This window comes from Aquimarina acroporae, assembly GCF_023195925.1.
Classification (GTDB): domain Bacteria; phylum Bacteroidota; class Bacteroidia; order Flavobacteriales; family Flavobacteriaceae; genus Aquimarina; species Aquimarina acroporae.
This window is the reverse complement of sequence record NZ_JALPRE010000011.1, coordinates 11,875-27,696: the sequence shown is the minus strand read 5'-3', so window position 1 is coordinate 27,696 and position 15,822 is coordinate 11,875. Positions and strand designations below refer to the sequence as shown.

Sequence of the window (15,822 nt, the reverse complement as noted above, 5' to 3'; positions counted from 1 at the left end):
TAATTCTCTTTATGGCTAAGCAAATTAAAGTTTCACTTATCGGAAACCCTAATACTGGAAAAACATCAGTGTTTAATTTGCTCACAGGGCTCAATCAACAAGTAGGGAACTATCCGGGAATTACCGTTCAAAAAAAGGAAGGTATCTGTAAGTTATCTAGGGGTGTAAAAGCACATATTCTCGATTTACCCGGTACATATAGCCTTAATGCGTCGTCACTCGATGAAAATGTGGTGATAGAATTACTCTTGAATAAAAAAGATAAAGATTTTCCTGATGTCGCAGTTGTAGTAAGTGATGTCGAAAACCTCAAACGAAATCTCTTACTTTTTACACAAATAAAAGATTTGGAAATTCCTACCATTTTGGTCATCAATATGGCCGATCGTATGAAACGCACAGGAATCACCTTAGATGTACCATTGCTAGAGAAAGAATTAAATACAAAAATAGCTTTAATAAGTGCCAGAAAAAATGAAGGGATTGATGAACTTAAACAACTAATCGAATCATATGGTACATTGTCATCTGAACCTTGTGTAGATGCACTTACCTTTGCGCCAGACTATTTCGAACGACTGAAAAAGGCGTTTCCAAAGCAATCATTATATAAACTTTGGCTGGTTATTACCCAAGATGTCAATTTCAGAAAGATAGATAAGCAAGAATTAGATATCACTCCAGATTTTCAGATAAAATCCGAGAGCGAGCTTAAACGCTTTCAACAAAAAGAAACCATTAAAAGATACCAATTCATAAACAATGTACTTAAAAAAGGGTTGTTTATAGATGAAAAAGCAGCCACAGGTGTACGTGCCAGATTAGACCGAATATTAACTCATAAAGTTTGGGGTTACGCAATATTCTTCGCCATTTTATTACTTATTTTTCAGGCAATTTATGATTGGTCTTCCTATCCGATGGATTTAATTGATGAGGGTTTTGCTTGGCTTAGTGAAGTTACCAAATCTGTGCTTCCAGCAGGTCCATTTGTAGATCTTATTACCGATGGGATCATTCCTGGCTTAGGAGGAATTGTGATCTTTATTCCACAAATTGCATTTCTGTTTTTATTTATCTCCATTTTGGAAGAAAGTGGTTATATGAGTCGCGTTGTGTTTTTGATGGACAGGGTCATGCGCAAATTTGGGTTAAGCGGTAAAAGTGTAGTGCCCTTAATTTCAGGAACTGCATGCGCTATCCCAGCTGTAATGGCAACTCGAAATATAGAAAATTGGAAAGAAAGACTTATTACTATTTTGGTAGTGCCCTTTACCACCTGTTCTGCAAGATTACCTGTTTATCTTATTATTATTGCTCTGGTAATTCCCGATGAAAAAATAGGTTGGATTTTTAGTTACCAAAGTCTCACCTTAATGCTATTGTATTTTATAGGGTTTTTGGCAGCCGTAGGAGCATCATGGATACTAAATAAAACATTAAACATAAAAAGCAAGTCATATTTTGTCATTGAAATGCCTGGATATAAGGTTCCTATGTTTAAAAATGTAGCTATTAATGTGATAGAAAAAACGAAAGCTTTTGTTTTTGGAGCAGGGAAAATTATTCTTGCCATTTCTATCATCTTATGGGTCTTGGCAAGTTTTGGGCCCAATGAAAAATTTAGTAAGGCCGAAGAAATTGTTAGTACTGCTCACACCAATCTCACTGGAGAAGAATTAGAAACCGAAATAGCATCTTATAAATTAGAACACTCATTTATTGGGTATGCTGGTAAAGCTATAGAACCTATTGTTGCACCGTTGGGATACGATTGGAAGATTGGGATTGGAATTATTAGTTCGTTTGCAGCGAGAGAGGTTTTTGTAGGGACATTGGCTACTATTTATAGTGTAGGTAGCGATGAAGAAGAAACTATTAAAAATCGAATGGCAGCCGAGGTAGATGCTAAAGGATTACCTTTATTTAATCTCGCAAGCGGAATCTCCTTATTATTGTTTTATGCTTTTGCAATGCAATGTATGAGTACGTTGGCTATTGTAAAAAGAGAAACCAATGGATGGAAATGGCCCCTTATGCAATTGGTGTTTATGAGTTTACTGGCTTATAGTACTGCATTAATAGCCTATCAGATTTTAAAATAGAAAATTAAGATTTTGTATCTTTAAACGACAAATTGGTCATGAATTTTATTATTCAAAACATATTAGTAATTCTGGTTTTTGTGGTTGCAGTGGGTTTTTTAATTAAAAAATTCTTCTGGAAACCTTCATTTTCAACTTCCAAAAAGAAAAAAGATAGTTCCTGTGGGTCATCCGGTTGTGGATGTCCCTAATCTACTTTTTAAACCATTTTATTGGACCACTACTAATTAGGTAAACTCCAATAAAAATAAGCACACAACATAGCAGTTTTACAGAGGTAATATCACCTTTATATTGACTATCTACAATGAGATAAGAGATGAGGGCTACCAAAATCATGGCGACCGCCGGTTGTACATAAATATAACTACTCGAAACGGTGGGTTTTACATACTGAAGCGCAAACATATTGAGAAAATAGGCCAAGAAAGTAGGGCCAATAATAACGTAAAGTAAGGATATCCAGTTTGAAGCTTCAAAAGAAGCAAAGTTTGTTCTTAGCAATGGTGAGATACAAAATGGGAACATAAAAATAAAACCAAATAGAAAGGTCCATATAATAACCGTTATAGGTTTGTATTTAGACATCATAGGTTTTACAATAACCAAATAAAAGGCAAAGGCTAGAGCGTTTATAGCCACAAAAATGTTACCTTTCAGAGACCCACTGCCTAAACCAGAATTTCCTAAATAAATAAGAAGTACTGCTCCGGAGCCTCCCAGAGTAATGCCAACTATACGTTGAACGGTAAAAGGCTCTTTTAATAGAAATCGACTTATAATTACAGTATAAATAGGCATTGCCGTTATAATAATAGCGGCATCAACAGGAGACGTTAGATTTAACCCGTTCATAGAAAAAAATTGATTAGCAGCGACACCCAAAAAACCACATAATGCTAACCTAGGAATATCTTTTCTGTCTACCTTTTCTTTGCTGAATAATTTTAGAATGAAGAACAATACACCCGCACCACTTATGCGAAGAAAAACCAATGCAGAAGCTTCTAGTTTGTTTGGCATTAGTCCTTTTGCGATAAGATAATTGGCACCATATATCATGTTCACGCTTAGTAATGCGATATGGGCTCTTGCTTTGTTTGAAATCATATAGTACTAAATGGTAAGAAAATTTGATACATACTATTGAATAAGCAGTTCTAAATAATATTCGTTTTGATTAATTTTTGAAGTTGAAACAGGATAGGGACTTACATTATAGGCGAAAACAGTTTTTTGATCTACTTCGAATAGCTTTTTGGTGTTTTCAGGATGAATGGCATCTGTACCAAAAATCAAAGTCTCTTGCGATACCATAGCATCACCCTGGTAAAGTTCGATTTTAATTTTTATTTCACCTGCCCACATACAACTAGTGTCGCTGGGGCAACGAGAATCTTCAATTACCTTGATGAATTTTATGGTATAATCTTCAAATTCGGCTGCGTTTCCTATTTTCAGTTTAGAAACGATTTTAGGAGATGCAGTAGTAGCATCTTGAGCTTTCAATATAGAAATCGAAAGACATACCAACAATACTAAAATCTTATTCATTAGTTGTGTGATTGCAGTTAAAGATAGATAAAACCAACATAAATAAATGCGATTATTCTCAAATTACTGTTTTTCATTTTATATTTAACTCCTGAACATGCATAAATACCACTACATAATAACAGGAATGGGGGCATCTGGTCTGATGTTGGCATATCATTTATGTAATGATCCCTTCTTTAAAGATAAAAATATCTTGTTGATAGATAGGGAATTAAAAAATAAGAATGATCGTACCTGGTGTTTTTGGGAAAAAGAAACTAGCTGTTGGGAACCTATCATTTCTCAACAATGGGATAGCATATATTTTGGTAGTGAAGGTTTTTCTGAGCAAATCGAAATACTACCGTATCGCTATAAAATGATAAAAGGAAAAGATTTTTATGATTTTGTGTTGACTACATTAGAGAGATCTTCAAATATAACTATTGCCACCGAAGAACTTGTTTCATTGCGTGATGATGGGGAAAAAGCACAGGTAATCACAAACCACCATACCTATGTTTGCGATAAGGTATTTAATAGTGTGGTATTATCTTCAGACTATAGAACCCATGGCAAGTATCCATTATTAAACCAACATTTTGTAGGATGGTTTGTAAAGACCAAAAAAGAGGTTTTTGATAACAAGACCGCTACATTTATGGATTTTACTATACCTCAAAGAGGAAATACACGGTTTATGTATGTGCTGCCAACTTCGACAACCGAAGCCTTATTAGAATACACGTTATTTTCTGAAAAGTTATTGCCCGAAGGTGAATACGAAGATGCGATAAAGGAGTATTTACAGCAAAAAGGAATAGAAGCATATGAGATTGTAGAGAAGGAAAAAGGATGCATTCCTATGACGTCCTATCCGTTTGCGAATAAAAATTCAAAGAATATTTTGCATATGGGTACCGCTGGAGGTTGGACAAAACCAAGTACAGGATATACATTTCATATTTGTACGAAGAAAATAAATAAGCTTGTACAATTTCTTAAAAAGAACGAGCATCTTTCTCAATTCGAGAGAAAGACAAGATTTTGGTACTATGATTTACTTTTTCTTGATGTATTGTATAAAGATAATGGGTTTGGACATGTGTTGTTTTCTACCCTTTTCAAAAAGAACAGCAGTCAAAAAATACTAAAGTTCCTTGACGAAGAAACAACGATTGTAGAAGAATTGAAAATTACTACAAGTTTGCCTAAATCCAGATTTTTAAAAGCGCTTTGGAGCAGAATATTTTAGAGTAATTATCGAATCAACTTATGCCTCGTTCTTTCTTAATTTGATCGTAGGCTTTTTGTACTTCTCTAAACTTTTCTTCGGCACCTTTTTTATAGACATCATCCATGTGCTGTAGTTTATCGGGATGGTATTTTTTAGCCATGGTTCTGAACGCTTTTTTCACGTCGGCATCAGATGCATTTTTTTCAATCTCTAAGATTTTATATGCATGATCACCCGTTTTGAAAAACATTGCTTTTATACTTTCAAAATCTCTAAAGTTGATACGCAAAAATCCGGCAATTTTTTGAATTTCTTCTGCTTCGGCAGAACTTACACTCCCATCGGCATTGGCAATTCCGAATAAAAAATGAAGAATCTGTAATCGTGAAGGATATCGTGTATGTTGGTTGATATACATACAAATACGTTGTGCAGATATTTGTCTGTTTTTAATGATATCGTTAAAGGTTCTAAATGTGGCATTGGCACGCTCTTTTCCGTAGGCACTCACAAAATAACGTCGCACATAATCGAGCTCGGTTTGGTTTACTTTACCGTCTGCTTTAATAACAATAGAAGAGAGGGAGAGTAAATTTAACTCAAAATCTGCAGGAGTTACTTTTTCGGCTTGTGTAAATACCGTTTTAAAACTGCCTCCACTGGTAGAACGAGTGGCATCAATAAGACTACCCACAATAAAACCTAAAATTCCACCGGGCCAATTAAAAAAAGATACTCCTAAAAGCGCTGCAAGCCATTTTATCATTCAAAACAATTTTTTGGGTTGTAAAGATAACCGAAAATATCTAGTGTTATGTTTCAACTCTTTTATTAATTAGACAACGATTCTTAAAGATTGTTACGCCAGAAAAATCATAATATTAGTTAAATAAGGTAATTATGACTACTTGACAGTTGGTATCGTATGGTACATAATTTGTACATTTGTATAAAAATTAAAACGAAAAAATAGTAAGAAATATGTATCCAGCAGATTTAGTAAAGCCAATGCGTGAAGATTTAACCAATATTGGTTTCGAAGAATTACATACAGCAGATGCAGTTGAAGCGGCTATAGCAAAAGAAGGTACAACTTTGGTGGTTGTAAATTCGGTTTGTGGTTGTGCTGCTGCCAATGCTCGTCCGGGAGCAAAAGCATCTTTAAATAATAGTAAAAAACCAGATAATTTAGTAACTGTTTTTGCAGGAGTAGATAGAGAAGCTACAGACAAAGCAAGAGGATATATGATCCCATTTCCTCCATCATCACCATCGATGGCATTATTTAAAAATGGAGAATTGGTTCATATGCTAGAGCGTCATCATATCGAGGGAAGACCAGCAGATATGATCGCAGAAAATCTGATGGATGCTTACAACGAGCACTGTTAAAATTTGACTGTAAAAAGTATACAAAATTCAATTTTGAACCGTTCCTAGTTAAGGAACGGTTTTTTGTTTTTTAATGCTATAATTTAGCACATAAACTGTTGGTCAACTAAAAATAATATCAGACCTTGCGTCATCGATTAGACAGGTTTAAAAACTGTCTTCTCTGTTCACACAAATACACAAATGGAAATATTTAAAAAGATACTATCTTATCCGTTAAGCATACTGTTTTATTTGTTTTTTGGGCTTACCTTAGTAATATTTCATCCTTTGCAATGGATTGCCGTTAAAATAAGTACGACAGCTCACAGAAAGATGGTAAATGCCATGAATTTTTGCTTGTTGGGGTGTCTTTTGATTTTGGGAGTTAGGGTGAGTTATAGAAATAAGCAAAATCTACCTATTGATAGAGAAAAAATTATTGTTTCTAATCACCAAAGTATGTTCGATATTCCATTAATTATTTGGTTTATGAGAGCACATAAAACCAAATTCATTTCTAAAATTGAACTGGGAAAGGGTATCCCTAGTATTTCATTCAATTTAAGACATGGCGGAAACGCTTTAATCGACAGAAAGAACCCTAAGCAATCGATCCCCGTGCTCTCTAAATTCGGAAAATTTATCGCCGAAAATAAGTTTGCTGCGGTTATTTTTCCTGAAGGAACACGAAGCAAAAATGGAAAACCGAAGAAGTTTGCAGCAACCGGTTTGAAAATGCTGTTCAAAAACGCACCAGAAGCTTTAGTGGTTCCAGTCACTATAAACGATAGTTGGAAACTGGTGCGCTTTGGTACTTTTCCCATGGGAGTTGGGCTTCATCTTACCTTAGAGGTACACGAGCCTGAAGAAATAGATAAAACAGATATTACCCAATTTATAGAAACCATAGAACAAAAGGTAACTACTGCAATACGAACTTAACACACAATTAAACAATGGCTTTAGATAATATTAGATTAGAAGTAATGCAACTTCTCGAAAAGAAGGTGGAGTCCTTTATAGATAAATTTTTGATTCCGATAGATAAAGTATGGCAACCCACAGATTTTTTACCAGACTCTCAAAATGAAGATACATTTTTTGAAGAGGTACGAGAATTAAGAGAACTAGCAAAGGAGCTGCCTTATGATTTTTGGGTGGTTTTGGTAGGAGATACTATCACCGAAGAAGCACTGCCAACCTATGAATCCTGGTTGATGGATGTTGAAGGAATCAATCAACAAGAAGGAGGAAACGGATGGTCAAAGTGGACCCGCTACTGGACCAGCGAAGAGAACCGTCACGGAGATACCTTGAATAAGTACCTATACCTTTCGGGAAGAGTGAACATGAGAGAGGTAGAAAGAACTACTCAGCATTTAATTAACGATGGTTTCGATATTGGTACCGATCAGGACCCATATAAGAACTTTGTGTATACCAGTTTTCAGGAATTAGCGACCTATATTTCTCATAACAGGGTGGCAAAAATGGCAAAGGATTATTCAAATAAGTCGTTGGCAAAGATGTGTAAAATCATTGCAGGAGATGAAATGAGACACTTTAACGCCTATAGTGAGTTTGTAAAAAATATTTTTGAAGTAGACCCTAGCCAAATGATGTTGGCATTTAGTGATATGATGAAAAAGAAGATTGTAATGCCTGCTCATTTCTTAAGAGAATCTGGCGAAGCAATTGGTTCTGCATTTGAGGAGTTTTCTTATGCAGCACAACGACTTGGGGTGTATACATCACAAGACTATATCGATATTATGCAACGCTTAATTGATAAGTGGGAAATCGATAAGCTTATTGACCTTACCGATGAGGCCGAAAAAGCGCGTGATTTTGTAATGAAATTACCAGCTAGAATGCAACGCATTAATGAGAGATTGGTGGTCCCTCAAGAAGTTTTTCATTTTAAATGGGTAGAACCCGCATTGGCCAAATAGAGAGATACGAAAAAGGTATGATAGAAGAAGAAATTGTATCTAAAACTATAGCTTTTGTAAAGCAAAAATTAGCAGGAGCCGAAGGTGGGCATGATTGGTTTCATATTCAACGAGTGTATAACACTACCAAAATGATCGCTAAGCAGGAAAAAGTAGATTATCCGGTAGTTTGTTTAGGAGCTCTTTTACACGATATTGCCGATTCTAAATTTCATAATGGAGATGAAACGGTTGGTCCCAGAGTTGCCAGAGAGTTTTTAGAAAGTATCAATGTGCAACAAGATACCATTGATCATGTTATCAATATCATAGAAAACATTTCGTTTAAAGGGGGCAATGTAGAGCAAAAATTTACTTCACCCGAATTAGATGTAGTACAAGATGCAGATCGGTTAGATGCAATTGGCGCGATTGGTATAGCCAGGTGTTTTAATTATGGTGGATTTAAAAATCGAGCATTGTATGATCCTGCAATTGCACCAAACTTGCATATGAGTAAAGAGGAGTATAAAAAATCTACCGCTCCCACGATTAATCATTTTTATGAAAAACTACTATTGCTAAAAGATAGAATGAATACCAAAACCGGACTAAAAATAGCACAAGAGCGACATGATTTTATGGAGCAATTTTTAGATCAGTTCTATAAAGAATGGGAAGGAGAATGATAAAAGATCATAATATAACAAAGGCTGAGTATAAACGCTCAGCCTTTGTTTTTACTATCCATTGGTTTTCTAAATTATTTCTTAAACACTTTTATATTTTTTTCCGATTCCCCTTGGGTAATACGCAAAATGTAGAAACCTTGTGATAATTTTTGAGTATCCAGAATCACTCCATTTTCAGCAACTTCAATTGTAATGGGTTGCACCACTCCGTTGGTTCCTATAAGTTGTATCGATCGTATCACTTTTTTATTGGTGATACCTTCAATAGTTAAGCTATTAGAAAAAGGAATAGGATAAATAGTTATGCCATCAAAATCATCGACATCTACTGTAGGTGGTGTAACAGGTGTAGATTCTTTTGAGGCAAGTCTACTAATTTCCGAAGAAGGTATATATCTAAAACTCAATTCGGCAACAGAGGCCCATCGTTTACCGTCAACTTCAGAGAGTGCTCGAAAATAAATATATCTTCCATTAAAGTTGTTGAACTCTACGGTTTGCTTAAGTGTCGATTTTTGAAAAGAACCAGTAGATAATTGTTGCCAACCGTCACCATCCCACCCAAAAAGAATGTAGTCTTTTACCATTCCTGTGGTTCCCTCTTGTCTACCCAGATATGAGAATCCTACCAGTTCGCGGGTTTCTCCCAAATCGATTGCGATAAAATGCGGGTGAGAGGTATTGTCGTCATACCAGTTGGTATGCCAATAGGTGTTTGGGTTGCCATCGACTGCTCTTTCTTTGGCATGATCGGCATTTCCTGTTTCTTCGCTATTGGTATCGTAAACTACACAGCCATTGCAGTTATCAACTATATTTGGTGGATTATCTCCTATCTCGATCTCTATCGTGTTTGAGAAGTCAGAATAGCTATCGCTATCGTATGCTCGTACCCGGTATGAATACGTTCCATCGGCTAAGTTTTCATCGGTAAAGGTTTGAATCCCTGTGGTTACATAATCAATACGATTATAACCCGAACCGTCATTACGTTGTATGGTAAATCCATTTTCGTTGGTAGAATTGTCGGTCCATGTTAAGGTTACATTTTTTTCATTTACTTGAGCCTCTAGGTTACTTGGAGGTGTAATTTCGTCTGGATTACCATTTTCATCATACAGGTCCGATTCCCAGATTCCACGTCCGTAAGTAGCCACCCGAAGTTTTCGTGTACCATAGTGAATCTCTAGGTCTGTAGTTTGTACTCCTGGAAGGTTGGTCGAAAAAGGTACCCACGAACTTAGGTTGTCATTGGTATAGTACACCCCAGATTGCATTCCTACATACAATCCGTTGGCAGCGGTATCATCAAAAACAAGACATTGTGCCGAAATGCTTGGGAGATTACCTCTAATATTGGTCCAATCGCTTCCTGCGTTGTTCGAAATGTATACTCTGGATCCCGTAGCAGCAATAGCCACTCTTTCAGGGTTGTTAGGGTCTACTGCGATAAAATTCACTTCTCCTCTAAAATTACTTACTTCGGTCCAAGAGGGAGTACCACTTTGCCCATTTTTGGTTCTCCAAACCCTACCTTCTTGAGCGATATAGATATAATTATTATTAGAAGCAGCAATGGCCATTTCATCTAAGTTTCCGCCGGTATTAATCCTAGAGGTTAGGTTTCTCCAACTACCTCCAGCACCACCATTGTTACTTTGATATAAATCACGATATCCCACATAAATTTTAGAATTATCGATAGGATCCATCATAAATGGAGTTACCCATTCTCCACTAAAATTACCTGGTTTACTGATGTTTCCAATGCTGTTTCCTCCATTGGTACTTTTATACAATGAACCAAATTGCACCGTACCGTAAACAATGTTTTTATTCTTATGATCTATAAAGCATTCCATACCATCTGCACCCAACCATTCTTTAAATTTTCTGTTTGATCCAGACATGATATTGGTTCCATTATCTTGTGCTCCTCCAACGATCATATTGGCATCGGTTGCAGCACCACCAATTCTATAATACTGTCGCACTGCTAAACCACCTTGGGTAAGATCGGTCATATTATTTCCTCTGTCTCTACTCCTAAAAATACCACCGTCACTACCAACATAAATGATACCATTTATGTATTGCATAACTTCAATATCTGCATGCACATAAGATCGATCTCCAGGGCTGCTCCAGGTAGCTAATTTGGTAAAACTGGTTCCTCCATTTAATGATCGTGAGTAATCCATTCCTCCTACATGTACTTCATTGGCATTAGTATTAGAAACAGTTATGGCCATATCTCTTGACGCTTGCGTAAAGTATACTTGATTGGTAGAAATAGTGTTGTAGCTGGAACGCACTGTAAAATTTGTACCACTGTTTAAAGAACGGTATAGATATCCAAAACTACTTCCTCTTTTTTGAACCAGATAAACCGCATCGGGATTCGCTGGGGTTACTGCCATTTTCATTCTTTCAGTTCTTACGATACCACTGGTAATTCTGCTGAAATTGGATCCTCCATTATTAGATTTGTAAAAACTGTTTCCACAGGCATAAACAACATTGGTATTTCCTGGTTTAAACTCTACATCTTCTGCTCGGTCATTTAAGATTAAGCTAAAAGAACTTCCTCCATTGTTAGATCGATATAGTGCTTTTGTAGTTCCTACAAAAATGCGACTACTATTAGGGTGAATTAAGATTCTTCTGGGAGTACCGTTTACTCTTGCAATTTCAGACCAGGAATTTCCACCATTGGTAGATTTCATAATTTGCCCGGCAGAGTTTCCTAAGTATACAATATTGGTATTATTAGGATCTATAGCAATAGACCAAATAGACATGCTATACATGGTATCGCCTAAGGGATCCCAATTTTGTCCTGCATTTGTCGATTTCCAGATTCCGCCACCGGGAGAGCCGGCATATATAATTTGTTGCTGTTCTGGTTCTACGGCAATTGCAGTTATTCGCCCTAGTCCTGGCGACCAACTCGATGTGCGCGACCAGTTAAATGGTCCTAATTCTGTCCAACCACTATTTCGTTGCTGATTTTTCGAGGTGGGATTTTCTTTTTTAAAGTTGTCGTGAAATTGTTCGCATTCCTGTACTACTTTGGTATCGCTTATAACCTTACCATGGTCATCAGCGTTTCGTTTGGCCCAATATAGGTTTCGCATGTACAGTTTATACCCACTTCCTTTACCTTTATCCTTGTTTTTGTAATATTTATTCCCAAGGCGTTCTAGTTTATTAATTTTCACATCTTCTTTTTGCATAAGATCAAAAAGCTCTTGTCCAAACCCTTTGGGCAGAAATGGGTTAACGATAAGGAAAATGATAAGTAACATACCTTTTCCTAATACTGGTATTTTTTTTGGTTGTGTCATGATTATTGTTTTAATATGCTAAGTTGATTATTCGATAGTTATTTTTTTGGTAACCTTAGTAGTTCCATTGGTAATGGTAACGAAGTAAATTCCACTGGTCAACGATTGAGTGTCAATAGTTTCTGTAAGATGCCTAATAGGGGAAACATGATGAGTTGTTTTGGAAAAAACATCAATACCTTGCATGCTTCTAATTGAAATAGTAACAACCCCGTTTTTTAGATGATTAATGTTAAGGTTGATGTGTGTTTTTGATGGATTGGGATATACTTTGAATAAAGGTTTTTCTTCAAGCTTTATAGAGGTTCCCGGTAAAGAAGCCAACGAGCTTGAACAAGATGCTAATTGTACCCATTCACTTCCGTTCCATTCAAATAAATTTCCTTGGTAAATCACTTGATCTCCACTGGTGTAGTTTTCATTTTCAGACCATGGGTTCACCCCAAAACAAGGATCGCTATTGCTGTTACATGAACCTAAACTATCCCATCCATCATTATTATTTCTACGGAACAGGTTTCCTTGGTAGATTACCAAATCTCCTGGATTATAATTGGTACTATCAGACCATTGTGGTACTTCAAAACATGGGTCTGTACTACATGCCCCCAAATCGTTCCAACTATTGTTTGCTGTTCGCTCAAATAACCTTCCTTGGTAAGTAACTTTATCTCCTGCAACATAATTTACATTGTTTGACCAAGGTTCGATGCCAGCACAACTTACTTCATCTCCACCACCTCCATCACCTTCACAGGTACTCACACAGCTGGCTCTGCTAATTGTTCTCCTAATTACATTTCCGGGTTGGGATCCAAAACCTTTTCTAAGGTTGGTTCCTACATTGGTTAAGTGGCAATAGCTCATTATAGTTCCTCCATCTGAAGGTATTCCTGGTCGCCCACAACCACCCTCGGTAGTATAACAACCATCTATAGCCGTATTATTTCCGTTCCAAACACAGGAATGAGTATGATTTGAACCAAAATTATGTCCCAATTCATGTGCAATTACAGATACCGTCCAAGAATACCGAGGTACATCGTTGTAACTTCTGTTAATACCAGATAAACCATATCTGTAAGACCCGCATAACGCGTTAAGCCATGCTACGCCACCAGAATAATTATAGGTCACAAAATGACCAAGATCTCCATTAAATCCATTTTGATTTCTGTAACTACGATAGTTATCCAAATTATTAAATGGGGCTGTAGATGTCCATGCTCTTATTCCGGAAATTTTGATGTTTACATCTTCATTATTGTACAATAAGGCTACCTGATTAAAAATGGCTTGAATATAATTTGAAGCTGCCTGGGCTCCGCCTTTATCTCTTACGATATCGTTGGCAATATCGAAGAATATCTCTGGACATTTAGTAACACTTGCTGAAGGCTCTTGCTTTGATGTATTATTACCTATGATTTGATGCGTAGAAACGTCTTTGGTCTGACATACAAATTCATTGAGATGTTGTATATCTTTATCTTCATATAGAATATGATCATTACCGTTATCTAGTTTACCAAGTACTAGATTTCCGATCTCGTTTTCAAGACTTATGAGTCCTGAAATTTCACCGTCACTTATGGTAATTGCTGCTATAGAGTTCGGACTGTTTTTTACAATACCTCGATAATGAGCTATACTGTTTTCAGGTTTAAGTAGTTTTCCAGATGGCATTTCAATGATCGAGAATTCGTCTGAAAACATTTCTACTTTAACCAATTCTAAAAGCATTGAAGATTTTTTTCCTGGAAGCAGTAGATCTATTGCTTTTGGTTTCGAAACTAGCATGTTTTTCATTTCAGAAGATTGCAAAGAAAGAATGCTATAGTTCTTAAATTCCTTTGGAATGGAAAGTTTCGATTTATCTGTCTTCAATGAGAAAAGAGAAGTTTCTGTAAAAGATTGTCCAGACATCTTGGTTTTCGTAACCAGATGTTTTGGATTAAAGTGTTGGGTTTGGGCAAAAAAAGGTGATGTCATTAAGGTAATGACGAGAAGTGTAAAAATACGTCTCATAGGTTTAGGTTTTAAGATTATTGAATAGAATAAAATGGTAGCTCTATAGCGATAGATTACCATAAGTTAGTTATGTATACTCGCGAATCATCAGGGGTAAGAATTTGCAAAATTGATTATGCATCCTATACAGGAAGAATTCGCAAATCTCACATGATGCTGGGTGTTAAATTGCTTTAACGAAGGGTCTTAGGTATATGGTATACCACATGTGTACATCTTATCAAGTGTAGTAGAAACTAATTATGATAAGCAAACAGATAGTATGATAGATAAACGATTAAATGTTTAGGAAATAATGGGGATATTTTTTCATTTTAAGAGTTTTGAGGTTAGCAATCGACTAGTTGTGTTTTTTGTTAAATTGGTTACCCAAAAATACAAATTTTTGATCGAATAGTGTACATGAAAATTCAATTACTTTTTGATTAAATTGATTTTCATGACTATGTCAGAATAGTTTGTATTGTCCATCTTTATATTGATCATGTAAATCACAATTTAAATGCATCTTTTCTGTCTTTGGGAAGTACTTTTTTCTTGCTAATGCAAATAATTGATGAATTTGAGTGGCAATGTTACCTGATCCCTTCATTCTTCTCCCAAATTCACTATCATTTAGATTGCCTTCATGACATTGCATAATCTGATTAAGGATTTTTTCTTTTCTATCTGGTAATGTGTTTTCTAACCACGAAGTGAATATTTTTCCTATAGCACCGTTAAGACGCACAACTGTATAGCCTAGACTTTTTGCTCCTCGTTTTGATATTTCTTCAGCTAGAGGTAATATTTCATGGCTGTTTATAGACGGAATAATTGGAGCCATCATTACACTTGTAGGTATGCCTGCTTGATTTAGTTTTTCGAGAGTTTCTAATCTTTTTTTGATACTTGCAGTTCTGGGCTCTAAAATCCTTCTAGTTTTTTCTTGTAACGATGTAATGGATAAAAATACTCCCACTAAATTGTCTTTTGCTAATTCTGAAAGAATATCGATATCTCTTTGAATTAACGCATTTTTGGTAATAATGCCTACAGGGTGTTTATATTTTAAGAATACCTCCAGAAGTTTTCTGGTAATTTGGAGTTTTTTTTCTACAGGTTGATAGCAATCTGTATTACCCGACAATGAAATAGGGTAGGCTTTCCAGTTTTTGTGTTTTATCTTCTTTTCTAATAATTCTGGGGCATTTTTTTTAATGAGAATTTTACTTTCAAAGTCTAACCCAGCACCATACCCCCAATATTCATGAGAATTTCTGGCGTAACAATATACACAACCGTGTTCGCAACCCTGATATGGATTTAGAGAATACATCATGCCTACATCTGGGCTTGTAACTTTGTTTACCACTGTTTTTGGAAAAATATCAATATACTCAGTTTGGTATTTATGAATAGATTCTCTTTGTTCAAGGCAATAATTCAAGAAGTCGTCTCGAATTTCATGTTGATGTTCTGAAAAACGATTATGAACTTTTTGCTGAGCGCCTCTTCCTTTAATGTATTTGTTTGAATTCAATTGATAGTATTTTCTGGTATAAAAATACTATCAATTAGGAAATATTC

12 protein-coding genes are annotated in these 15,822 nt (G+C 35.8%); 6 read left to right on the top strand and 6 right to left on the bottom strand.

Features of this window, described 5'->3' with window-relative positions; genetic code table 11:
- The first annotated feature begins 11 nt into the window (after nucleotides 1–11).
- Nucleotides 12–2,105: a ferrous iron transport protein B gene (gene feoB, locus M0D21_RS15910; RefSeq protein ID WP_248331327.1), complete on the top strand. Its 2,094-nt coding sequence runs from the start codon at nucleotides 12–14 to the stop codon at nucleotides 2,103–2,105.
- 192 nt (nucleotides 2,106–2,297) lie between these two features.
- Here feoB and M0D21_RS15905 read toward each other — a convergent pair whose 3' ends face one another.
- Both M0D21_RS15905 and M0D21_RS15900 read right to left on the bottom strand, forming a co-directional pair.
- Nucleotides 2,298–3,215, bottom strand: coding sequence for a DMT family transporter (locus M0D21_RS15905; RefSeq protein ID WP_248331325.1), 918 nt, complete (start codon nucleotides 3,213–3,215; stop codon nucleotides 2,298–2,300).
- Between the two features lie 33 nt (nucleotides 3,216–3,248).
- A complete protein-coding gene (locus M0D21_RS15900; protein WP_248331323.1) occupies nucleotides 3,249–3,659 on the bottom strand; it encodes a hypothetical protein in 411 nt (136 codons plus the stop codon).
- Nucleotides 3,660–3,756: 97 nt separating this feature from the next.
- Here M0D21_RS15900 and M0D21_RS15895 point away from each other — a divergent pair, with 97 nt between their 5' ends.
- Nucleotides 3,757–4,896: a lycopene cyclase family protein gene (locus M0D21_RS15895; protein ID WP_248331321.1), complete on the top strand. Its 1,140-nt coding sequence runs from the start codon at nucleotides 3,757–3,759 to the stop codon at nucleotides 4,894–4,896.
- Between the two features lie 13 nt (nucleotides 4,897–4,909).
- On the opposite strand, the gene M0D21_RS15890 is transcribed toward M0D21_RS15895, so the two are convergent.
- Nucleotides 4,910–5,644, bottom strand: a complete 735-nt coding sequence (locus tag M0D21_RS15890; RefSeq protein WP_248331319.1) for a TerB family tellurite resistance protein — start codon at nucleotides 5,642–5,644, stop codon at nucleotides 4,910–4,912.
- A gap of 215 nt (nucleotides 5,645–5,859) precedes the next feature.
- Here M0D21_RS15890 and M0D21_RS15885 point away from each other — a divergent pair, with 215 nt between their 5' ends.
- The 4 genes from M0D21_RS15885 (at nucleotide 5,860) to M0D21_RS15870 (ending at nucleotide 8,872) form a co-directional block, all read left to right on the top strand.
- On the top strand, nucleotides 5,860–6,270 hold the full coding sequence (locus tag M0D21_RS15885) for a BrxA/BrxB family bacilliredoxin (protein ID WP_248331317.1): 411 nt from the start codon (nucleotides 5,860–5,862) through the stop codon (nucleotides 6,268–6,270).
- A 183-nt stretch (nucleotides 6,271–6,453) separates the two neighbouring features.
- Nucleotides 6,454–7,194: a lysophospholipid acyltransferase family protein gene (locus M0D21_RS15880; protein ID WP_248331315.1), complete on the top strand. Its 741-nt coding sequence runs from the start codon at nucleotides 6,454–6,456 to the stop codon at nucleotides 7,192–7,194.
- 14 nt (nucleotides 7,195–7,208) lie between these two features.
- Nucleotides 7,209–8,204 (top strand): acyl-ACP desaturase, encoded by a 996-nt coding sequence (locus M0D21_RS15875; protein WP_248331313.1) that lies wholly within the window; start codon nucleotides 7,209–7,211, stop codon nucleotides 8,202–8,204.
- A 17-nt stretch (nucleotides 8,205–8,221) separates the two neighbouring features.
- Nucleotides 8,222–8,872: an HD domain-containing protein gene (locus M0D21_RS15870; RefSeq protein ID WP_248331899.1), complete on the top strand. Its 651-nt coding sequence runs from the start codon at nucleotides 8,222–8,224 to the stop codon at nucleotides 8,870–8,872.
- 74 nt (nucleotides 8,873–8,946) lie between these two features.
- Here M0D21_RS15870 and M0D21_RS15865 read toward each other — a convergent pair whose 3' ends face one another.
- From M0D21_RS15865 to M0D21_RS15855, 3 genes are all read right to left on the bottom strand, one after another.
- Nucleotides 8,947–12,222 carry a discoidin domain-containing protein gene (locus tag M0D21_RS15865; protein WP_248331311.1) on the bottom strand — a complete coding sequence of 1,092 codons (3,276 nt, stop codon included), beginning with the start codon at nucleotides 12,220–12,222 and terminating at the stop codon, nucleotides 8,947–8,949.
- A 27-nt stretch (nucleotides 12,223–12,249) separates the two neighbouring features.
- Nucleotides 12,250–14,250, bottom strand: a complete 2,001-nt coding sequence (locus M0D21_RS15860) for a M12 family metallo-peptidase (protein ID WP_248331309.1) — start codon at nucleotides 14,248–14,250, stop codon at nucleotides 12,250–12,252.
- 451 nt (nucleotides 14,251–14,701) lie between these two features.
- The gene (locus M0D21_RS15855; protein ID WP_248331307.1) at nucleotides 14,702–15,775 is read right to left on the bottom strand and encodes a PA0069 family radical SAM protein; all 1,074 of its coding nucleotides are present in this window, start codon (nucleotides 15,773–15,775) and stop codon (nucleotides 14,702–14,704) included.
- Nucleotides 15,776–15,822 lie beyond the last annotated feature (47 nt).

Bases quoted from the DNA above. Each gene is read 5' to 3' on its own strand.
- M0D21_RS15875 (WP_248331313.1), top strand. From the start codon at position 7,209: ATGGCTTTAGATAATATTAGATTAGAAGTAATGCAACTTCTCGAAAAG.
- M0D21_RS15900 (WP_248331323.1), bottom strand. From the start codon at position 3,659: ATGAATAAGATTTTAGTATTGTTGGTATGTCTTTCGATTTCTATATTG.
- M0D21_RS15890 (WP_248331319.1), bottom strand. From the start codon at position 5,644: ATGATAAAATGGCTTGCAGCGCTTTTAGGAGTATCTTTTTTTAATTGG.
- M0D21_RS15860 (WP_248331309.1), bottom strand. From the start codon at position 14,250: ATGAGACGTATTTTTACACTTCTCGTCATTACCTTAATGACATCACCT.
- feoB (WP_248331327.1), top strand. From the start codon at position 12: ATGGCTAAGCAAATTAAAGTTTCACTTATCGGAAACCCTAATACTGGA.
- M0D21_RS15880 (WP_248331315.1), top strand. From the start codon at position 6,454: ATGGAAATATTTAAAAAGATACTATCTTATCCGTTAAGCATACTGTTT.
- M0D21_RS15865 (WP_248331311.1), bottom strand. From the start codon at position 12,222: ATGACACAACCAAAAAAAATACCAGTATTAGGAAAAGGTATGTTACTT.
- M0D21_RS15905 (WP_248331325.1), bottom strand. From the start codon at position 3,215: ATGATTTCAAACAAAGCAAGAGCCCATATCGCATTACTAAGCGTGAAC.
- M0D21_RS15895 (WP_248331321.1), top strand. From the start codon at position 3,757: ATGCATAAATACCACTACATAATAACAGGAATGGGGGCATCTGGTCTG.
- M0D21_RS15885 (WP_248331317.1), top strand. From the start codon at position 5,860: ATGTATCCAGCAGATTTAGTAAAGCCAATGCGTGAAGATTTAACCAAT.
- M0D21_RS15870 (WP_248331899.1), top strand. From the start codon at position 8,222: ATGATAGAAGAAGAAATTGTATCTAAAACTATAGCTTTTGTAAAGCAA.